Consider the following 20391-nt stretch of genomic DNA (forward strand, 5'->3'; position numbering starts at 1 on the left):
GGCCTGGTCGGGGGTGAGCCTGGGCCGGCGGCGGCCGACCCGCCCGCGGGCCCGTGCGGCGGCGAGTCCGGTTGCATGACGAGGTCGAGCTTTGGCCGGGACGCCCTCGCGCCGCTGGCGGTGTCGACGTGGATGTGGCCGCGGTCGACGCGAGCCCGCAGCAGGGCGTCGATCTAATGATCGGGATTCTGGTCGGTGGTCGAGACCCGCGCGTAGCCGATGAGCATGGACGTTGATTGTCGACGTGCGTTGTCGACACTTACCACCTGCAGGTTCGTGGCCACGGACGTAAGTGTCGGCAGACCTTCTCTCACCGACACTTGAGAGCCCGGTCCGGGGGGACGGGAGTCGCCGGATGGAGGCGCCTTGTTCGGCGGCCTCACCCGCACCGGGTGCGCCGCCGGCAAGCCGATGTTCATGCCCCACCAGCAGGTGACAACTGCCCCTGGGAGGTGCGGCTGCGGATGAGACGGGGCCAGGAGGAGGGGCGGCGCAGCCCGGTGAGCAGGACGGGCAGCGGGTCGGAGAAGGACCTGCGCGTCCGGATGGCGCCGCCGGTGACCGTGAAGCGGTCGCAGACGGCGAACTCGACGGGCTTGCGGCCGAGCGTCGCGGTGCAGATGGACTCGATATAGACGGCGTCTTCCTGGACGGCGGTGCGCACGACCGTGAGCGCCACATCGGGGAGTAGGACGAACAGTCGGCGGAACATGTCCTCGATGGCGGCGATACCGTGCGCGTCCGGGAACATTGGCTGGACAAACGTGGCGTCCGAGGCGATGACCGGACGGAAATGGTCGAGGAACGCGTCGGGCTTGGGCAGAGCCCAGCCGGCCGCGAACACCGCGGGGAGCTCGCCGGGGGTCATCGGACGCCCTGCCCGGCCAGGAAGCCGCCGAGGAGTCCGGCGAGCCGTGCGGGCTGGTCGTGCGGCACGAAGGTCCCCGAGCCGGCGATCACTTCGTGGCGTCCGCGGGGGAAGGCGTCGGCCAGCCGCTGGCCGAGTTCCAGGGGGAACAGCCGGTCGCGGGCGGCCGAGACGACCAGGACCGGCCGGTCGTAGCGGCTGAAGGTGCGGGCAGCGGCGAGGGTCTGCGCGTTGGACGATCCCGTCATCAGCTTGGTGATGTCGCGGCGGACGCCGGGGGAGGCGGCGAGCGGCGCGGTCCAGTGCGAGACCGAGCCGGGGCGGTGCTCCATGACGGCGCCGAACCCGAACCGCGACCGGGCGATGGCCGGCATGCTCATCGCGGCGGCCATCGCCCGCACCACGCCGGGGACCGCGGCCAGGCGGAACAGCCACCGGTAGAGCCCGGGCGGGAAGACCTCGAAGGCGTCGCAGGCGACCAGCGCCAGCGCGGCGACGCGGTCCGGGTGCGCGGCCGTGACCAGTTGCGCGATGACGCCGCCGCTGTCATTGCCGACCAGCACAGCCTTGCTCTCGCCCAGCAGGTCCATGACCTCGACGACCAGTTCGGCCACGCCGGGCGGGGACAGATCGGCGTCGGCCCGCATCGGCGCACGGTGTGCGCCGAAGGGCCAGTCGACGGTGATGCACCGGTGCTGGCCGGCGAGTTCGGCGACTACAGGCGACCAGACGTCCGGCCCGGCGAGGAAGCCCTGCAAGAAGATGACGGCGGGGTCGCTACCGCTGCCCGTCCGCCGGTAGCGCAGCGGGCCCCGTGACGTCTCCAGAACGATCTGACTATCAGTCGAAAACTGACTCATAGTTGGTAACTGTATCCTGGTCGGCATGACCGTCAAGGGCCGGAGGGCCGAATACAGGGAACTGACCCGGAACGCGGTGCTCGACGCCGCCGCGGCGCTCTTCACCGAGCAGGGGTTCACCGCGACCACCATCGACGACGTCGCCGGCGCCGCCCGCGTGAGCAAGGGAGCGGTCTACTACCACTTCACCGACAAGGCCCATCTGTTCGAGACTGTGTTCCGCAACCGGCAGCAGCACCTCGCCGAGGCCGTCGCCGCCGCGGCCCTGCGGCATGACCGGCCCTGGCCCCGCCTGACCGCCGCGCTGGAGACCTACCTCGACGGGACCGTCACCGACGCCGCGCACCGCGCGCTGCTCCAGCAGGCCCCCGCCGCCCTCGGCGCCGAGCGCTGCCGCGAACTGGACGAGCATCTAGGGCTGCCCGCGATCCAGGCGCTCATGGACGACCTGGCCGCCGCCGGAGAGTTGTCGGTGGAGCCCACCCCGATGCTGACGCGCCTGCTCTTCAGCGCCCTGTGCGAGGCGGCCATGACCGCCGGCGCGGCCCCCGACCCGGCCGACGCCCGCCGCGCTGCGGCCGAAGCGCTCCGCGCGATCATGAACGGACTGCGCCGCAAGCAGCCCGCCCCCCAGCACGGGTGACGGCAAAGGGGCGGTGGGGGACTGCTTGGGGTTGGGAGAACGCGTTCGTGGATCGGGCATGCGAGGAGAGGGCAGGGTGCCCGTGTCACACGACGACTCATCGCGGAGTGGCGCACCACGACCCCGGTGGCATGCATGGCGGCGGCTGGCGGCCACAGGCAGGAGAGGACGCTGCTCCTGCTGCTGGAAAAGATGCGCTTCGTATCGTCGGACCGGCTGCCCGCGCTCTTCAACGCCCACGCCGCCGACCTGGGCGTCCGTGGTGAGCCTCCTCACGCGGCCTCGGCTGCGTCAGTCGCAGCACCGTGACCTGCTCGCGCCGCAGGTCTTCGGCAGGTTGGCGCCCACCGGGCGGCGCAGCGACGCCATCGAGCACACCAACCCCTATTCATCGGCCAGCCGCTGATGGATTGTCGACACGTCACGTTCCGCTCGAGCTGGCTGGCGGTGTAATCGCGGTGCACCTCGTTGGCCGGGCCAAGTCACCTGCCGCTGCCGTGTATCCGGCAGCTGCGGGCACCACTCCGGGATCCGCTCGGCCCACTCGGCCTCGCTGATCTGCGGCCCGCCCGGCGCAAGCCCCGCCCGCACCGGCGGCGCCATGTACCTACTGATCGACTCCGGGGGCCGGACCGAGCACGGAATGCTGAGGCAATTCCAACGTGAGCCCGCAGGTCACGGGCTGCTTGCGGCCCGCGCGGCGTGAGTGACAACGAGAGATCTCCTGGTAGATCGAGATTGGCGACGATCTTGACCACTAGGAGCTCCGATGTTGTTCTATCGCGCTGACCTTGATTTCTCTCGCCCGGTCCACACGTTCGTGGCCGATCTGATCCGCAGGCATCGACGCCGGGTCGGGTCACGGTGGCGGCGGCTGCCGCCCAGCCGCCAAGCGTTGATGGTTCTGGTGCACCTGCGCCGCTGCCCTGCCCCTCGCGGAGGGAACCAACCGGGAGGCAGGGGCGGGGGACGGCGTCCATGTAGTGCGGCTACCGCAGGATGACCGGCCTCACCCTCGACGACTGCTGGTACCGATGGATCGTCCACCCCCCCGCGGAGGCCACAATCCGCCTGTGCCGCGCTCGCTCGTCATCGGCGCGTCCCGGGTGACGGAGTCGTACGTTGAACAGAATGGTCAAAGAAGTGCGTTGATCGCGGCGGACAGTTGTCGGAGATGGTCCTCATCTCGTCGATAATGCGTCCACTTTCCCACGCGTGTGGAGCGGACGAGCCGTGCACGCTCAAGGGCCGACATATATGAAGAGACGGTCGACTGAGCCAGCCCGGCCTTGGCCTGGATATGGCTGACGCACACGCCGACGGTTTGCCGATCAGCGATGGGCTCATAGTCCGCGAACTCTTGGTCTGGGTCCCTGAGCCACTGCATGATCTGGAGGCGGACGGGATTCGCCAGCGCCTTGAACGCCTCCAGCATCTCCTCGGATTGCCAGACCGGCTTGTCGCTCACGAGCAAGACCCCCTAAATCATGTCGACATACTACGGTATCTCGATAGGAACTGGTCGTCCAACCGATGCGCTGGCGACGCACGATCACGTGGCGCCCGGCGGGTGCTCCATGATCGTCATAAGACGAGATGCGACCCGCCGCTGGCTGGTGGGCTGGCGGCGGGTCGGTCGGTGTGGGGGTCAGTTGGTGATGGTGGCGGGTTGTGCCGGCTTGTCGGACGGTGCGTGTCGGGGTGCGGTAGGGGCTTGCTGTCGGCTTCGGTGGGTTGTGGTGGTCAGGACTGCGAGTCCGGTGAGGGTGATGGCGGCGGCGAGGGTCATGAAGGTTTCGTGGATGTCGTCGCGGATCTCTCGGCGGATGCGTAAGCGGCGGAGCCAGTGCAGCAGGCCGATGGTGCGTTCGACGACGTAGCGGTGGACGCCCGGTCCCGTTCCGTGTGGCGTGCCGCGGCGGGCGATGACCGGTCTGATGTCGTTGGTCCAGACTAGGCGCCGGTATTTGTCGTGGTCGTAGCCGCGGTCGGCTGGCAGCCGCCCGGGTCTTCGCCGAGGCCGGTCGGCCACGGTCGACCGGGCTCGGCCCGGTTATGGGCAACCTTTCAATGCCCGGGCTTCGGCCAGCCGCCGCCAGCACGTCATGCCCCCGCACTCCAACTCCTGGGGAAGGAACTCCCACCGGATCCTCGTATGCAGGACGAACAAGATCCCGCACAACACCCTGCGGTCGTCCAACCGCTTCCGTCCGGCGTGGCGCTTACGGCGCTCCACCTTCGACAGCAGCGGCTCGTTCCGCTCCCACAGGCTGTCAGGCACGATCCACCGGGGGATGCTCGCCCTTATGCACCCATTTACACCACACCCGAGCGTCATTACATGTCGCGCTACATGCGAATTTTGTGATGACCTCTCAGCCGCCGACGGGACGCAGATCGTCCCGACAGAGCGGCACCGGCCTGACATGGCCGTCATCGACATCGACCCGCCCTGGCTCGACGGCGCTACGGCCGCCGCCGCGCCGCGCGAGCGGTTCTCCCTGATTGCCGGGTGCTGATCCCCGCGGCATTGAGCCAGCCGGCCAGTTGCGAGGAGAGCCGGAGGCGGACGTCGCGGACTTCCTGCCGGAGGAGGTTCGACCGGCCGAACTCCGTCACCGCTGTCCGCGTCGTCGCGGCCGGCGGCCAGGTGGACTCGGCGTGGCGGCGTTGCGCGCCGTGCCGAGCCCGCTCGCCCAGCGCGAGACCGAGATGCTGCGAATGTCAGCGACCAGCGCGCACCCGATGGAGATCGCCGAGCGACTCTTCCTCACCACTGGGCCAGTGCGGAACACCCCGGCTCAGCGGCCGCCAAGCTAGGCGCCCGTAACGGGGTCGACGCGATCCGCATCCCCACCGAAGCCTTGGGGCTGACGGGAACTCGACCGTCGGCTCGAACCTCCCGCCGGGACGCCGTCCGGCCCGCACGGAACCGCCCGTGCGCTCGGCCACGTTCGCCAGAGCGGTTCCCGGCTCGGCCCCAGCGCCCCTGACGCCATCGTTGGCGATGTCCAGTCGGACTACCTCTCCGGTCTGGACGATGCTGATCTCGCATCTACGCGCGCGGCTGTGCCGCAACACGTTGGTGACGCTCTCGCGGAGCATCACGGCAAGCGCGGAGTCGACCTCCGCCGGAGGCTGACCCGTCTCGACGTGGGCGTCAGTGGTGGAATTGGCCACCGACAGTGCCTGGACCACCGAGTCGAGTCCGCGGCGTAGCCGCAGCCTGATCCGACCGCTGGCGATGGAGCCGAGTTCTCCCGGTGCTCGGTCGACAAGCTCAAGGAGGGCGGCTTGCTCCGTCCGAGCCCTGCTCGAGGCACGGTCCTTCAGCCGAAGGACCAGCTCACTTCGCAATGCGACCGCCGACAGGCTGAAGCCGAGCACGTCATGCAGATCCCGTGCGTGCGTAGGATCGCCACGATCGTGTCGAGGTCCTTCAGGGAGCGGCTCAGACAGTCCAGCGACGGCACCACTAGGGTGCCGCCGGGCCGGGCGTACTCCACCGCCTTCCACAACTCGGCCCGCTCGACGTTCTTGCCGGACCTCTTGTCGCCGTGAACCCGCGCGCACCCGGCCTGCTTCAGCGCGGCGAACTGCCGGTCGAGGCACTGCCCCCGGACGCCCCACGCAGAGTCTCGATCATCGTTCAGATCCCTTGGGCGTGAGGTGCGGGTCGACAAGGACGAGCGGACCGAGCCGCCTCTGGAGGCCGACGAGGGCACGACGTTGAACGTCTTCCTGCACCACCAGCACGAAACACGCCTTGTCCCGCAAATGGCTCACCCTCGTGATCGCTCGTCGAACTCGGGCAGGACGTGCTCGGCGATCTCGTGGGGCACGTCGTCAATCGGTCGGCGGCTGGGACGGAGGTTGAGCGCCACGTGTGCGACGCCGGTGTCCCGAAGTCCGCGAAGGTGGTCGCTGAGCCGGTTCCGCCCGCCGCGCAGGCCGAACCGGATGGGCTCGGCGGGTGCGTCCGGGTTCTCGGCGAGGTCGACCAAGGTCGTGGTGATGACGGGCTTCCTTGTTCCGGGCGTGGCGCAGTCCCATTCGAAGACCACGCCGCGCATGGCGTCGCAGGGTCGGGGATAAGTCATGTAGGCGTCCATGTGCTCGGCGGCCCACTCGGTGCTCTGCCCACCGCGGCCGACGGCGATCAAGGGGATAGTTCCATCGACGGGCGCGGGGAGCACCTTGTCCTGCGAGTCGGGAGCCATGGCCGCGTGTTCCCAGATGCCGCGCATCGCCTGCACGGCCCGCCGGTACGCCTCTGCGCGCGTGTCGAAGTCGACGCCGAAGAGCGGGTACTCGATCGGTCGGTCTCCGGAGGCGACTCCGAGCAGGAGCCGTCCGCCGGAGAGAGCGTCGATGGTCGCCGCCTCCTTGGCCAGCAGGATCGGGTTGCGCAACGGCAAGGCGATGGCGGCGGTGCCGAGCAGGGCGTTCTCGGTCGCCGCGGCGAGGTAGCCGAGGTAGGCGATCGGGTCGAAGACCAGCCCGGCGTCGCCGAACGTGCGGGGCGGCCACAGTGGTACGTCGCGCAGCCAGATCGTCCGGAACCCGAGCGCAGCGGCGAGGGCTGCTCGGCTGCGGTGCTCGGCCAGGTCGGGCACGCCGGGCGTCTCACGGCGATGCGCGAAGTCGTTGTCCAGCGGCAGCTCGATCCCCAGGGTCATCCCGCTCCGCTCAGGAGCTCGGGCTTGCGAGCAGCCTGGGCCGAGGCGTCGACGACGGTCTCGGTGCCGATGTCCGCGCCGAGGCGCGGTGTCTGCGCGGGACCGGTCATGGCGGTTCCCTCCTCCTTCCGGTCAGGCGGCGACGAGCGGTCGGTGCTCGGTCTTGGCGGAGACGACGGTGACGACGATGGCCAGTGCGGCCATCCCGGCTCCGACGATGAGGGCCGAGGTGTAGCCCCAGCCCGCTTCGACGGTGAGGCCGGAGAGGAAGGAGCCGACCGCGATGCCGCCGTTGGCCGCGGAGGAGGCCATCGCCGCCGCGAGCGTGGGAGCCTCCCCGGCGCTGTCGATGACGCGGGACATGAAGCTCGGCACGGTGCCGAAGCCGGCCCCGCCCATGAGCGGCAGGAGGATCACGGCGATCACCGGCAACTGGGCGGTGAGGGCGAAGACCAGCAGGACCACGACCATGAGGGCCTGGGCGACGAGCAGGGTCCCGACCTGGTATTTGTCGGCGAAACGCCCGCCGAGCAGGTTGCCGATGACCAGGCCGACACCGAAGATCATCAGCAGCCCGGTCATCCATCCGGAGTCGAACCCGGCGACGTCGGTCAGCAGCGGGGTGATGTAGCTGAAGGCGGCGAACAGCGAGCCCATGCTCAGGCCTGCGATGGCGAAGGCCAGCCAGAACTGGCCGCTGCGGAACGCGGAGATCTCAGTGTTCAGGGTGCGGCCTTGCGCCTCGTTGGGGGTGCTGGGCACGAGGGCGGCGACGCCGACGAAGCTGATGACGCCGATGAGGCCGATGACCCAGAACGGGGCGCGCCAGCCGAGCGACTGGCCCATCCAGGTGCCCAGGGGCGTGCCGAAGATGTTGGCGAGGGTGAGGCCGGTGAACACCAGCGAGATGGCGCGGGAGCGCTTGTCCTGCGGGACCATGTCGGCGGCGACGACCGAGGCGATGCCGAGGAACGCGCCGTGGCAGACGGCGGCGAGGATGCGGCCGAGCATGAGCACCCAGTAGGCCGGGGCCACGGCCGAGAGCACGTTGCCGACGATGAACATGACGAGCAGTGTGAGCAGCATGTTCTTGCGCGAGATGCGCAGCGCGGCGGCGGTGAACACCGGCCCGCCGAAAACGACGCCGAGCGCGTAGCCGGTGACGAGCATGCCCGCGGTGGTAATGCTCACGTCCATGCCTGCGGAGACCTCGGGCAGCAGGCCCAGGATGATGAACTCGGCGGTGCCGATGCCGAAGGCGGCGGCCATCAGCGCGATGACGGCGAGGGGCATGGCGGATTCGTTTCCTATCTGTCGAGAACACCCGGCGGAGCGCCTCGGAGCGAGGCGGGCACCGTCCGGGCGGCAAAGTATGCGCCTGTGCAATCATTGCTCATGCAATCATCTCGGGCAAGTCCATGCATGTACAACTTTTGCTTCTGCGGTAGTTGCAGAGCCAGGTAGACTGAGTCGAGCGCTCGCAATGACCGGGAGGCCGCAGATGAGCCCGACCACGCCCGCCAAGCCCGCGCCGACCGTGAGCGAGCCCACCCAGCTCGAGCGCGACTGGCGCAGGTTCCGCCTCTTCGAGGCGCGCGTGCGCGAGCGGCTCGAGCTCGCCCTGGAGCCGCACGGGCTCTCGTGCTCGGAGTACTCGGCGCTGGTCGCCCTGCACTACTCCGACGACGGCGGGCACCTTCGCCAGCAGGTGCTGGCGAAGGAGATCCCGATCTCCCAGAGTTCGCTGAGCCGGCTCGTCGGACGGCTCCAGAAGCAGGGCCTGACCGAGCGCTACCACTGCGCCGACGACCTGCGCGGCGTGTACACCAGCATCACCGACGCCGGCCGCGCCAAGGTCGAGGAGGCACGCAGGAGCTACCTCGCTGCGCTCGCCGAGGCGATCGCCGAGGCGTCGGACGACGCGCGTGGGGCGGTGGCCTCGCTGCTGCGGGACGAGGCGTCTGCTCTTGCCTGACCGGTCCGACCGCCTTTTTCAGGTGGACGCCGTCCTGTTCGACGTCGATGGGACCCTCGTCGACTCGACCGCAGCCGTCGAGCGCGTCTGACGCGCACGGGGCGAGCGCTTCGGCGTTGACCCGGGGGACATCCTCGCCATGTCGCACGGACGGCGCAGCTAGGACGTCGTCACCCACTTCCTCCCGCCCGCGGAGCAGCCGGCGGGCCTGCGGCGCTCGAAAGCGGTTTCGGCGCTGGTCGGCGGACGGGACCTGGGAGCGGGTGCTGGAGATGGTGCACACCCAAGCCGACGCCACCGTGACATCGACTGGCGGGTGTCGGTCGGTTCCACGATCGAGCGGGCGCGCCAGCGCACGGCTGACGCCCCGTACCGCCCGCCGCCCGCCCCACCGGAAAAGGGGACGACGTTAGAACGAACCACGACAAGCCGTCGTGGCGCGAGCTGGCTTTCCTGCTGGAGGAGGTTGGCCCGGCAGGTGAAGCACTAGGACGCTCGCGCGGCGGGCTGTCCACTAAGATCCATCTGACCGCCAACGGCGGGTGCAGGGTGCTGTTCTTCCCTCGCGCGCCAACCACCGGGCGTGTCTGCGCCGATGCGGGATCGGGCACAGCATCGTGCTGCCGGCCGACCAGCGATAGCACCGCCGCGACCGCGGACGCCGTGGTGGACGACCGCCCGGCTTCGCCCCCCGAACGCTACAAGCAACGCAACACCGTCGAACGCGCCATCAACCGCCTCACGTGGTTCCGAGCCGCCGCGACCCGCTTCGACAAACGCCGCCACCCGTTCACCAGCACCATCGCCGTTCTGCACATCTGGCTACCCGCCTGATCCAAGCAACGGGCCCTGCGCAACTCGAGGGGACGGCCCCGTTCGTTGGGGGTGTACCCCGCTTGATCTCATATCGCTTTTTTGCGATACTTCGATGTGTTCGCGAGTGACGCGGACGCATCGATGATGGGGGTTTGACATGCCTGTCGGGCTTCTCGCCCTGGCTCTGGGGGGCTTCGGCATCGGGCTCACCGAGTTCGGGATCGTGGGTCTCCTGCCTCAGGTGGCCACGGACTTCGGCGTCAGCGAGTCGGTGGCCGGATACCTGGTCTCGGGGTACGCATTGAGCGTGGCGGTCGGCGCGATCGCGCTGACCGCGGCGCTCGCCCGGTTCGACCGCAAGAAGGTGCTGCTGGCGCTCATGGGGTTGTTCATCGCGGGCAACCTGATCTCCGCCCTCGCCCCGGCCTATCCGGTGCTGATGACGGGCCGGATCATCGCGGCGCTGTGCCACGGGGCGTTCTTCGGCGTCGGCTCGGTGGTCGCCGCCGACATGGTCGCCCCCAACCGGCGCGCCAGCGCCATCGCGCTGATGTTCGGCGGCCTGACCGTGGCCAACGTGGCCGGAGTTCCGGCCGGAACCCTCCTCGGCGAGCAACTCGGCTGGCGCTCGACGTTCTGGGCGCTCACCATCATCGGCGTGCTCACCCTCGCCGGCATCCGGCTACTGGTCCCGGCCACCCCCGCGCCCACCCGGGTGGACCTGCGCGGCGAACTCGGCGCGTTCCGCCGCCCCCAGGTCTGGACCTCCCTGGCGATCAGCGTGCTGGCCTTCGCCGGCGTGATCGGCGCGTTCACCTACATCGCCTTCACCCTCACCGACGTTACCGGATTCACCACCGCCACCGTGCCGTGGCTGCTGGTGCTGTACGGCGCCGGCACCTTCGCCGGCAACCACCTCGGCGGCAAACTGGCAGACCGCGCCCTGAACACCTCCCTCGCAACCCTCCTCGCCTTGATCACAGCAGTGCTGGCACTCTTCGCACTGACGGCACACAGCAAGCCGATGACGCTGGTTTCCCTGCTACTGCTCGGCATCGTCGGACTCGCCACCGCCCCCGGCCTGCAACTGCGGACCATGCACTACGCCCAAGACGCCCCCATCATGGCGTCCGGCGCCAACATCGCAGCCTTCAACATCGGCAACGCGCTCGGCGCATGGCTGAGCGGACTGGCGCTGGCCGCCGGCTACGGATTCGTCTCACCCCTATGGGTCGGCGCCGCCATCACCCTCACCGGACTCGCAGTCCTGACCACCACAACCCACCGAAGCCGACAGCAAGCCCCTACCGCACCCCGACACGCACCGTCCGACAAGCCGGCACAACCCGCCACCATCACCAACTGACCCCCACGCCATCCGATCCCCACGCCATCCGACCCGCCGCCAGCCCACCAGCCGGCGGCGGGTCGCGGTATACACGAGCCTGGCGCCCGCCCCGCCGAACGCTCCATGATCGTTGTGCACTGATCGTCAAGGCTGGTGAACTGAATGACAACGACAGGTGGGAAGGTACGCGTCAAACTGGCTACTGCGCGGCTCGAGAGGGCTGAAATGGGAGGGTCTGAAAGTAAGCCTAATGTGTGCCAAGCACCTGACCATCACCGCCACAGCGACTGCGCTGCTTACGGGTGCTGCGATCGCGGCCGGCGCCTTACCGGCAAGTGCAACACCGGATGCCGCAGCGAAAATCAAAGCGAGCTGCTACATCGAATACGCCCTGACCTATTGGGATTTGAACACCCTAAAGCTTGCATGAACTCTGCGCAGGAACAGAGATCCCAGCGGATGCTACTCAAAGGAGGACTTCTTCAGTGTCTGCGACAATGTCGAGGATGGCGATGGATTCAAGGCGGTGCTACGTGGCGCCTCGCGATCGGTTGCACTGCGGGGCGCAACTCGCCGTACTGTTCAGGGTGGGCCTCTGGGGAATCTATCCGAGGGAAAAACGACCGCATTCTCATTCCGTGAGACCGAGGACGGTGATCTGGCGCGCGGAGTCGTCTCGTGCCCAGCGGGTTCCTTCGGTGATGTTGGTGAAGCCGAGCAGGGGTAGCGTGCCGGCGGTGTGGCTGCGCATGACGGTCACCACGGCGGCCTGCATCGGCACCATGCCATTTAGGTACGGCAAATAATCGGTCGTCTGGCTGTGTCGACTCGACAGGAGGAAGGTCGCTGGTGTCGCCGACCAAGCGCGCGACGTCGACCAGCCAGCACTGGCGGCTGAGGGTGTTGTGGGCCTGTCCTTACGCAAAGTCGACGAGACGGGGACAAGGGCCGCTTCGCCGTGACTGACCTGGACCAGCCCCCTTCGTGAAGGTGGAGTGCGATGGTGAGCCGGTTGCGCTCGCGACTTTGGACGAAAGCTGTTTTGATCAGCTCATTGGTCGCGCTGCTGACCAGCGGATGCGTCACGCATCCACATGCGAAGAGGTCTGATGCCATCGGGTTGTGGGAGAACTCGGTTGGTGGTCGTATGGAGTTCCGTGATGACGGCCGGTTCATCGCGACGAGCATCCCTCTCGATCCCCGATGCACCGAGGAGGACGACCCTCTCCAGCACAAGCAGGGGTCTGGCGCAGGCACTTGGAAACTAGAGGGTTTCCCGGACGAGGGACCCGGGGCCCACATCATTCTCGATGTGAAGAATGATTCGGCAGGGTACTGCGATATATGGACCGTCTTCACCGGGGCAAAACCTCTCTCCGAGATGCAGCTGCTCTACCAGCACGATGATTCCGGGCGCTTCCGGCGATCGACTGCGACCTCCCGGTGACGGCCACGGCCCAGGTGATCGACCAGCGGATGCAGCGGTTCGGTACGGCTTATTACGCCTGGCTCGCCATCTGCTGCCCGCGCTCCTGCCGACGCTTTTCTGAGCTGACCGCTTTTCGGATGTCGAGACGCGGGGATCGTGTCACAGAGTGATGGCGGAGGGGGTGTCGTGGCCCTGGCGTGCACAAGGCCCCATAGGACGGGTGATTATCGGAGATCATCTCGTTCGCGGAAGCCTCGTTGCAGTGTGTCATCCCCGTGGTCGTTTCGGCCATCGCCACGGTCCTGGCTGAGCAGGACGGTCCGGTGCCCCAGGGGCCGGAACTCGATCTTCGGCAGGTATGGGCGCAGATCACCGATCCGCGGGATGGGCGGGGACGGCGTCATTCGCTGATGGTGGTCCTCGCGCTACTCAGGTTGAGCTCGTGGTGCCGGTGATCTGATTTGCCGGGGTCGAGGGTCAGGCCGGTGGGCGGGAGGCAGCCGTCGATCGAGTAGGGCCGGTATTGGATCTTGTTCAGCTTGCGCTTGATCGCGCGTGTGGGGGGGTGCGTGTGGTCGGCGACGGCGAAGTCGGCCAGGTGTCGCTTGAGCGGAGACCGGATACTTTCGGCGGGGTTCAACTGCGGTGCGTTAGAGGGCATCTGGAAGATGCGCAGCCGCTCCTGGTGTTCCTCGGCGAAGTTCGCCAACTCCTTGATCAGGTGCACGTTCAGGTTGTCCCGGCACCAGGCCACCGGGGTGCCCGGTGTCTGGTAGAAGAAGCGGGAGCGGTGTCCCGTGCGATAGCAGACCACGCCGGAGATGTTGGCGCGCCCGCTGCCCCGGCTGCGCACCCGCACCACCGGCCCGCTCCGCGTGGTGCCCGGGTGCGTCCCTTCGGCGGCCTCAGCCCCTGGCCTACCTCGTCCTCGAAGCAGGTGTGGGCGCCCCTTGACGTGTGACGTGCTCGACCAGCTCATGCGGGACGTCGAGCGTGGCACGATACGGGACCAAGCAAGGCTCCTCGGACGAAGCTGGAACACCACCGCAACGACCAGGAGCCTCGCCTCGTCACACCACCCCGCTGACCTGCACCATCATCCTTGCAGGACAGGATGAGAACGGTTCACTCAGAGTGTCGGCAGGCCGAGCGCGATGATGGTGGACGACAGTCCTTGCCAGGTGCGTACGTCCCAATCGGTGATTTGCTGCCAGCGCTTCAGGCGGTACTTCACGGTGTTCGGATGCACGTGCAGGACGCGGGCGGTCGCGGTGAGTGAGAAGCCGTTCTCGGCGAACTTGAGCGCCGTCTCTGCCAGGTCAGGGTGTTGTTGCGCGGCCTCTCGGCGCGGCTCGAGCAGCACCGCGAAGCGTTGCGCGGTGGGCGCCAAGGTGGCGAGCAGCCAGTGGTCGGCGAAGGATTTCACCTGTCCCTGATCCGCCAGGGACAGCGCCGCTCTCGCGTCCGCCATGCTCATCGCGGCGCCGGGGAGCCCGGTCCGCGGCAGGCCGATGCCGAAGCTCGCATCAGGGTTCTGCCGCTGGCCCGCTTCGACCACGGCCTGCGGCGAGATGCCCTGGACCAGGGCGATCATGAGGTTGCCGCGGGTCGCGCAGCGCAGCGTGCCCGGCCATCGGTGGTGCCGCAGATCCATCATGCGCTCGTCGGGCCAGTCCTCGGCCGGTGAGCACAGTGCCTGGAACTCGCCGGCCGGGTCGAAGGTGAGGGCGGCAGCCAGTTGCTCGAGGTCGACACCTGCGGGTTCGGCGGTGGCGAGGCCGTCGAGGAACTGGTGGGTCAGCCTCAGGAGCGTCGCATCGGCGGCGCGGACGGCGACGCCGTACGCCTCGGCAGCCGCGCTGCTGGAATCTTGCACCCACGTCCAGACCATCCCGACGATCGAGACGAGTTGCGCTTCGGCCCGGGTGTCATGCGACTGAGCACGGGCAAGCAGCACGTTCCACATCTCGCGATAGCCGACGTGGTAAGCCCCGATGAGGGCGTGCAGCGGCAGGCCGGTGGCGGCGCGTTCGGCTCCGAGCGCATGCGCGGCCTCGACCTCTTCGCGGGTGGGCGAGCGGCGTGCGGCCACGCCGGTCAGCAGTCCCTGGTAGTGGCGGGTGACGTCGCGTTCCTGCTGCTCGCGGTCCACGATCTGATAGCTCGGGATCTCAATCCGTATGCGATCAACGATCCTCGGGATCACCGTGGGCAGTTCTGCGGCGAGTGATTCGCAGAGATCGACGACGGGCTGCCACTCCGCGGCGGTGCCGGCCTGCCCACCCCCCTCGGTCACGGACTCCGCCATCGCCCCTCCCGATGTGGATTTCGTAGTGATCTCTCTCGCGATTGTATGGCAGCTCCACTGCGACCATGTGTCGACGAGAGGCGATCAAGAACGCGCATGCTGCCTTTTTGTGGATTCCACAAAGACGGCGCCGGGGAGTTCTCAGATTCGGTTCTGGCCCCGCGAACCGGTCGTCGGCAGGCTGGACAGCGGACGCCGCGGGGGCCAGGTCCCGGCGATGGGTCGAAAGCATTTGGGTGCAATGGAGGACGCGTGGAGAATCCGATGGAGTTCAGTCATGAATCGGTCGTGGTGCGACGCGGGCGGCGGAGCCGGCTGCCGATCGTCGTCGCAGTGCACTCCACTGCTCTCGGCCGTGCGGTCGGCGGCTGCCGGATGTGGGCGTACGACAGTTGGGAGGACGGCCTGCGCGACGCGCTGCGCCTATCAGAGGGCATGACCCGTAAGTGCGCTACCGCCGGGCTGCCGAACGGCGGCGGCAAGACGGTCGTGGTCCTTCCCGCCGGGCGGAGCGTCACCGCGGACGAACGCCGCGCGGCCCTGCACGATGTCGGCGACATCGTGGCTGAGCTCGGCGGCGCCTACGTGACCGGTCCAGACGCTGGTACCGGACCGGCCGACATGGCGGTCATCGGCGAACGGACCGGGTACGTGTTCTGCCGGCCGGAGGCAGTCGGCGGAAGCGGTGACCCCTCGCCGTTCACGGCCCTGGGCGTCGTCGCCGCACTGCGCTCGACCTGCCTGGCGCTGTTCGGCTCGCCGGCCTTGGCGGGCAGGAGATTCGCGGTGATCGGCTTGGGGCACGTCGGGGAGCAGATCGCCCGGCGGTTGGCGGCGGCGGGAGCCGACCTGGTCCTGAGCGATGTCGACCCGGCGAAGCGCTCGCTCGGCGCAGAGCTGGGCGCGGTGTTCGCCGGACCCGACGCAGCGGCCACCGCCGAGGTGGACGTGCTGGTCCCCGCCGCGCTCGGCGGCCTGCTGACCCGGGATCTGGTGGCGCGGCTGCGATGCGCTGCGGTCGCGGGCGCGGCGAACAATCAACTGGCCGATCCCGGCGTGGCGGAGTTGTTGCGGGAGCGCGAGATCCTCTGGGCCCCCGACTACATCGCCAACGCCGGCGGTGTCGTCAACGCGGTCTCGCGCGAAGTCCTCGGCGACGAACCGGAGGAAGCGGTCAAGCGCATCGAGTCGATCGCCGATACCCTGACCGGCCTGTTCGAGACGGCCGCGCGCACGAAGATCACGACAGCGCAGGCCGCCGACGACCTCGCCCGCCGGAAGCTGGCCGCACCGGTTCCCACCGCGCGGGGACTGGCATGAACCCCCGGATCTACGTGCTGGCCCTGGCCACCTTTACCGTCGGTACCGAGGGCTATGTCATCGCCGGCGTACTGCCGGCGGTCGCGCACTCCATGAACGTGTCCGTATCAGTGGGCGGACAGCTGGTCACGGTCTTCGCACTGGTCTACGCCCTGGCCGGGCCGCCGCTGATCGGCGCGTTCCGGAGGGTGCCGCCGAAGTCGGTGCTGATCGGAGCCATGCTGGCTTTCGCGCTCAGCAACGCCCTCGCCGCGTGCGCACCCGACTATGCCGTGCTCGCCGCGGCGCGCGTGCTGGCCGCGTTGAGCGCGGCCCTGCTGGCCGGGCCGGCCGCCGCGGCGGCGGCCGCGCTGTGCCGTCCGCAGGACATGCCCAAGGCGATCGCGGTCACCGCCAGCGGCAACGCGCTGGCGCTCACCCTGGGTGCGCCGATCGGCACCTTGATCGGCGGACTGCTCGGCTGGCGGGGTACGTTCCTGTTCGTCACGGTCCTGGCGCTGACGACCGCGCTGATGCTGGCGGTCTTGCTGCCGGCGGTGCCGGCGGCTCCCGTCGGCACCGGACGGGCCGAACTGCTGCGCAGCCCGGCCGTCCGGTGGAGTCTGCTGACCACCTTCGGGGTCTTCCTCGCCGCGTACTGCACCTACACGTATCTCGCGCCGATCGCCGAGCGGGCGACCGGGATGGGAAGCCGGGGTGTCGCGGCCCTGATGATCGTCTTCGGCGCAGGCGCTTTCCTGGCCGGGCGCACGATCGGCAGGATCCTGGTCGAGGTGCCCCTGGCGCAGGTGCTGCGCGTGGCTCTCCTGCTGATGGCGCTGCTGCTCGGAACCATCGCCGTCGGCACCGCCTGGCATCCCCACATCGCCGCGGAGATCGCCGCGTTTCCGGTGCTGTTCTGTCTGGGGGCCGCCTGGTGCTGCGGCGGGGTCTCCCAGCAGGCACGGATCGCCGCCCTGGCGCCCTCGCAGCGGTCCCTGGCTCTGGGGCTGCACTTCTCCGTGCAGTTCTTGGGCGTCGCCATCGGCGGCGCCGTTGGCGGGCTCGCCCTGTCGACGGGGGGACCAGTGGCCGTTCCGGCCCTGTCTGCGCTGATCGCGTGCGTAGCGCTGCTCTCCGTGCAGCGGACCGTCCCGGTAACGGCCGGCTCGCCGGATCGCGTGGCGCCCGCGGTGATCAGCGCGCAGGAGGAGCAGCGGATCGGCCCGGAGAGTTACTCAGGTTGAACTCGCCTGTCCGTCTGCTGGTGACGTTTCTTGATCCCTGCGGTACGAGGGGACCATGCGGTACGCGCAAGGGGGCGGAGTGACGCCCGGCGAGCAGCAGAGGCGGGAGCGGCTGCGGCTAGAGACGGCGTAGCGGTTCGCGCTTGGAGAGAAGACCAGGTCATCGCGAGAGAGTTACGGATGACGGCGCGCTCGGTGCGGCGCTGGAAGCACGCGTGGCAGCAGGGCGGTGGGGATGCTTTGCGTTCGAAGGATCCGGTGTCGGTCGAGCGGCTCAGCGCGCAGCAATGGTCGTGGCAGGAACGGGAGTTGAAACGTGGCCCGTTAGTCCACGGCTTCGACGACGAGGCCTTCGAGGTATGGAAGGCCGAGGTGTGGCCGCCGAAGGGACGCACCCGGGCACCACGCGGAGCCGCGGCCGGTGGTGCGGGTGCGCGGCCGGGGGCTGCGGGCGCGCCAACATCTCCGGCGTGGTCTGCTACCTCACGGGACACCGAAGAACCAGTACCGGCCCTACTTGATCGACGGCTGCCTCCCGCCCACCGGCCTGACCCTCGACCCCGGCAAGATCAGACCACTGGACACCACGGGGTTCACTGTTGTGGCTTCGAAACAGTGTTCCTGGGAACCGGGTGATCACGAGCGCCCGGCGGGCCCGGCGGGAGTCTCGGCTCCTGCTTCGGGATGCCGAGGCGTCACGGCGTTCAGGGCGGTCATGAAACGTCTGAGGAGAGGGCTCTTGGCGTCGGCTCGCCAGACGAGGTGCAAGGTGGTGGCGGTACCCGCGAGTCGCCGATATGCCACGCCCTCGCGGTGTAGCACCCGGTAGGAATCGGCCATCACGGCAGCACCGAAGCCCGCGGCGACGAGCGCGAGAATCGTCTGAACAGTCCGACCTCGTGCGCCGATGCGGGGCACGATCCCGGCGTGGTGACACAACGAGGTGATCTCGTCGTGCGCATGGGGCGCGGATTCTCGTGGCCACAGCACCAAGGGAACCTCTCCGAGTACGGACACCGGCGCGGGTTCACGGGTCCTGGCGAGGGGGTGCCCGGCCGGCAGGAAGAGGGCCAGGGGCTCGCGTGCCCAGACTCGTGTGGCGAGGCGGGCATCGCGCGCCGGCAGCCGCTGCACGGCCACGTCGAGGTCCCCGTCCAGGATGCCGTTCGACATCTCGGCGTCGTCGAACAACTCCACCAGGGAAAAATCAACGTCCGGGAGTCCCGCCCGCAGCCGGCCGAGGGCGTCTCCCAATGCTCCGTTAATGCCGGACCCGGCGAACCCCACCGTCAAATGACCGGTTTTGCCCTCGGCGGCCAGCCGCACGTCTTTCATCGCGGCGTCTGCGTCGGCCAGCATGCGCACGGCTCGCCGGAGCAGCGCCTCGCCGGCGGCGGTGGGAACGAGCCCGCGGCCGGAGCGGACGAACAGTTCAGCTTCCACGCGACGTTCCAGCTCATGTAACTGCCGGCTCAGGGTCGGCTGGGTCAGCCGCAGTCGGCGAGCAGCTCCGCTGATGGACCCTTCTTCGGCGATCGCGACCACATAACCCAGCACCCGTAGTTCCATCCATACCTCCTCAGCATGACCGCTATATCGATGGATGCCTCAGAGTAGGCAGGCAGAGGTTCCCGGTAAAGAATGAAGCGTCCCGCTTCCCTGAGATGTCGGAGTCGTCGTGAAGCACCTTGGAGTTCTCGCTCACAGCACGGGAGGAGCCGCCCTTTGCTTCCTCACCTTCTGTGAGGAGGGGTTCCGCCGGACCGGCCGCCACGAGCACGCCGATGTGACCATGGACTACATCGCCTTCGGGTACAGCATGCCTGCCTGGGACGCGGGGGATCACGCGACCGTACGGGCCACTCTGGCCACCAGTGCGCAGCGGCTCGCCCGGGTCGGCGCCGACTTCTTCGTATGCCCGGACAACACCGCTCACATGGCTTTGGCGGTGCCGGGACCGGACCTTCCGCTGCCGGGCCTGCACATCGCCGAGGTCGTCGCGGAACATGCCGCGGCGGAAGGGCGCACTCGCGTCGGCGTGCTGGGCACCGGTTACACGATGGACGGTCCGCTGTATCCGAGCGCGTTCGCCGCGCGCGGGATCGCAGCGGAGCTGCCGGACGCCGACGACCGTCACCTTGTCAACGAGGTCATCTTCAAGGAGCTGGTGAATGGCGTGATCAGTGATGCGTCGCGCCGGGAGTACCTGCGCGTCATCGAACGGCTTGCCGACCGGGGCTGCGATGCGGTCGCCCTCGTCTGCACCGAGATCCCGCTGTTGATCACGCCTGAGGTCTCTCCTCTGCCGACGCTGGATTCGACCCGTCTGCTCGCTCGCGCGGCCTATGACGTTTCTGTTGGCGAGCGGGCGATGCCTGCCTGGCGGGGAGGTCCGCGATGAGCCCGAGACGCCACTGAATGGAGCCCACGATGTCGCATCCCGAACAGCGCCTTGTGGAACTAGGGCTGAAGCTCCCGGAGGTCGTTTCACCGGTCGCGACGTACGTGTCCGCTGTACGCAGCGGTGACCACGTCTACATCTCGGGCCAGGTGCCGTTGCAGGAGGGTCAGCTGATCGCGGCAGGCCGGCTCGGTGACACGATCAGCGTTGAACTCGGGTACGAGTGCGCGCGCCAGTGCGCGCTGAACGCTCTGGCCGCTCTGAAAGCGGAGGTCGGCGACCTGGCAAGGGTGGCCCGCGTGGTCAAGGCCCTGGTGTTCGTCGCGTCGACGGCCGATTTCACCCGGCATCCGGAGGTCGCCAATGGGGCGTCGGACCTGCTCTGCGGGCTCTTCGGTGATGCCGGACGACATGCCCGCTCGGCGATCGGGGTGACGACGCTTCCGCTGAACTCACCCGTCGAGCTGGAACTTCTGGTCGAGCTTCGTCGGCCGTCAGGCGGCTGAGCCCCCGAATCC

General features: G+C 68.6%; 21 protein-coding genes and 1 pseudogene. 10 read left to right on the forward strand and 12 right to left on the reverse strand.

The window, feature by feature from the left end:
- Nucleotides 1–415 precede the first annotated feature (415 nt).
- Nucleotides 416–868 carry a nuclear transport factor 2 family protein gene (locus ABT299_RS22600; protein WP_500251898.1) on the reverse strand — a complete coding sequence of 151 codons (453 nt, stop codon included), beginning with the start codon at nt 866–868 and terminating at the stop codon, nt 416–418.
- Nucleotides 865–1728 (reverse strand): alpha/beta fold hydrolase, encoded by an 864-nt coding sequence (locus tag ABT299_RS22605; protein ID WP_500251899.1) that lies wholly within the window; start codon nt 1726–1728, stop codon nt 865–867. Before ABT299_RS22605 ends, ABT299_RS22600 begins: the two co-directional genes overlap by 4 nt.
- A 25-nt stretch (nt 1729–1753) precedes the next feature.
- Between ABT299_RS22605 and ABT299_RS22610 the strand changes: the two genes are divergently transcribed.
- Nucleotides 1754–2371, forward strand: a complete 618-nt coding sequence (locus ABT299_RS22610; RefSeq protein WP_387032542.1) for a TetR/AcrR family transcriptional regulator — start codon at nt 1754–1756, stop codon at nt 2369–2371.
- 1135 nt (nt 2372–3506) lie between these two features.
- Here ABT299_RS22610 and ABT299_RS22615 read toward each other — a convergent pair.
- The 6 genes and pseudogenes from ABT299_RS22615 to ABT299_RS22640 form a co-directional block, all read right to left on the reverse strand.
- Nucleotides 3507–3839: an ArsR/SmtB family transcription factor gene (locus ABT299_RS22615; RefSeq protein WP_500251900.1), complete on the reverse strand. Its 333-nt coding sequence runs from the start codon at nt 3837–3839 to the stop codon at nt 3507–3509.
- 300 nt (nt 3840–4139) lie between these two features.
- Nucleotides 4140–4667: pseudogene (locus ABT299_RS22620) on the reverse strand (transposase); the annotation flags it as partial.
- Between the two features lie 428 nt (nt 4668–5095).
- Nucleotides 5096–5767 carry a sensor histidine kinase gene (locus ABT299_RS22625; RefSeq protein ID WP_500251934.1) on the reverse strand — a complete coding sequence of 224 codons (672 nt, stop codon included), beginning with the start codon at nt 5765–5767 and terminating at the stop codon, nt 5096–5098.
- A complete protein-coding gene (locus ABT299_RS22630; RefSeq protein WP_500251901.1) occupies nt 5701–6096 on the reverse strand; it encodes a recombinase family protein in 396 nt (131 codons plus the stop codon). The genes ABT299_RS22625 and ABT299_RS22630 overlap by 67 nt, the downstream gene beginning before the upstream one ends.
- Before the next feature lie 57 nt (nt 6097–6153).
- Nucleotides 6154–7050, reverse strand: coding sequence for a TIGR03571 family LLM class oxidoreductase (locus tag ABT299_RS22635; RefSeq protein ID WP_500251902.1), 897 nt, complete (start codon nt 7048–7050; stop codon nt 6154–6156).
- A 132-nt stretch (nt 7051–7182) separates the two neighbouring features.
- Nucleotides 7183–8343 carry an MFS transporter gene (locus ABT299_RS22640; RefSeq protein WP_500251903.1) on the reverse strand — a complete coding sequence of 387 codons (1161 nt, stop codon included), beginning with the start codon at nt 8341–8343 and terminating at the stop codon, nt 7183–7185.
- Nucleotides 8344–8551: 208 nt separating this feature from the next.
- On the opposite strand from ABT299_RS22640, the gene ABT299_RS22645 reads away from it, so the two are divergent.
- The 4 genes from ABT299_RS22645 (at nt 8552) to ABT299_RS22660 (ending at nt 11619) form a co-directional block, all read left to right on the forward strand.
- Complete coding sequence (locus ABT299_RS22645; RefSeq protein ID WP_387032552.1) at nt 8552–9025, forward strand: MarR family winged helix-turn-helix transcriptional regulator; 474 nt, start codon at nt 8552–8554, stop codon at nt 9023–9025.
- Nucleotides 9026–9691: 666 nt separating this feature from the next.
- Entirely contained in the window at nt 9692–9859 is a 168-nt protein-coding gene (locus ABT299_RS22650) for a hypothetical protein (protein ID WP_387032554.1), read from the forward strand.
- Between the two features lie 139 nt (nt 9860–9998).
- Complete coding sequence (locus tag ABT299_RS22655) at nt 9999–11207, forward strand: MFS transporter (protein WP_500251904.1); 1209 nt, start codon at nt 9999–10001, stop codon at nt 11205–11207.
- A gap of 232 nt (nt 11208–11439) precedes the next feature.
- Complete coding sequence (locus tag ABT299_RS22660; protein WP_500251905.1) at nt 11440–11619, forward strand: hypothetical protein; 180 nt, start codon at nt 11440–11442, stop codon at nt 11617–11619.
- 201 nt (nt 11620–11820) lie between these two features.
- Here ABT299_RS22660 and ABT299_RS22665 read toward each other — a convergent pair whose 3' ends face one another.
- A complete protein-coding gene (locus ABT299_RS22665; protein ID WP_500251906.1) occupies nt 11821–11973 on the reverse strand; it encodes a hypothetical protein in 153 nt (50 codons plus the stop codon).
- Between the two features lie 216 nt (nt 11974–12189).
- Between ABT299_RS22665 and ABT299_RS22670 the strand changes: the two genes are divergently transcribed.
- On the forward strand, nt 12190–12636 hold the full coding sequence (locus ABT299_RS22670; RefSeq protein ID WP_500251907.1) for a hypothetical protein: 447 nt from the start codon (nt 12190–12192) through the stop codon (nt 12634–12636).
- Between the two features lie 382 nt (nt 12637–13018).
- Here the strand turns inward: ABT299_RS22670 and ABT299_RS22675 are convergent, their stop codons facing one another.
- Entirely contained in the window at nt 13019–13480 is a 462-nt protein-coding gene (locus ABT299_RS22675; protein WP_500251908.1) for a transposase, read from the reverse strand.
- 267 nt (nt 13481–13747) lie between these two features.
- The gene (locus ABT299_RS22680; protein WP_500251909.1) at nt 13748–14926 is read right to left on the reverse strand and encodes a PucR family transcriptional regulator; all 1179 of its coding nucleotides are present in this window, start codon (nt 14924–14926) and stop codon (nt 13748–13750) included.
- 252 nt (nt 14927–15178) lie between these two features.
- Between ABT299_RS22680 and ABT299_RS22685 the strand changes: the two genes are divergently transcribed.
- The gene (locus tag ABT299_RS22685) at nt 15179–16246 is read left to right on the forward strand and encodes a Glu/Leu/Phe/Val dehydrogenase family protein (RefSeq protein ID WP_500251910.1); all 1068 of its coding nucleotides are present in this window, start codon (nt 15179–15181) and stop codon (nt 16244–16246) included.
- Complete coding sequence (locus tag ABT299_RS22690) at nt 16243–17472, forward strand: MFS transporter (RefSeq protein WP_500251911.1); 1230 nt, start codon at nt 16243–16245, stop codon at nt 17470–17472. The genes ABT299_RS22685 and ABT299_RS22690 overlap by 4 nt, the downstream gene beginning before the upstream one ends.
- Before the next feature lie 636 nt (nt 17473–18108).
- On the opposite strand, the gene ABT299_RS22695 is transcribed toward ABT299_RS22690, so the two are convergent.
- Complete coding sequence (locus ABT299_RS22695; protein ID WP_500251912.1) at nt 18109–19041, reverse strand: LysR family transcriptional regulator; 933 nt, start codon at nt 19039–19041, stop codon at nt 18109–18111.
- Between the two features lie 223 nt (nt 19042–19264).
- Between ABT299_RS22695 and ABT299_RS22700 the strand changes: the two genes are divergently transcribed.
- Together ABT299_RS22700 and ABT299_RS22705 are read left to right on the forward strand one after the other, a co-directional pair.
- The gene (locus ABT299_RS22700) at nt 19265–19873 is read left to right on the forward strand and encodes an aspartate/glutamate racemase family protein (protein ID WP_500251913.1); all 609 of its coding nucleotides are present in this window, start codon (nt 19265–19267) and stop codon (nt 19871–19873) included.
- A 29-nt stretch (nt 19874–19902) separates the two neighbouring features.
- Nucleotides 19903–20379: a RidA family protein gene (locus ABT299_RS22705; RefSeq protein ID WP_500251914.1), complete on the forward strand. Its 477-nt coding sequence runs from the start codon at nt 19903–19905 to the stop codon at nt 20377–20379.
- The last annotated feature ends 12 nt before the right edge of the window (nt 20380–20391 follow it).

The sequence above is a fragment of the Spirillospora sp. NPDC000708 genome, from assembly GCF_040299565.1.
Taxonomy (GTDB): domain Bacteria; phylum Actinomycetota; class Actinomycetes; order Streptosporangiales; family Streptosporangiaceae; genus Spirillospora.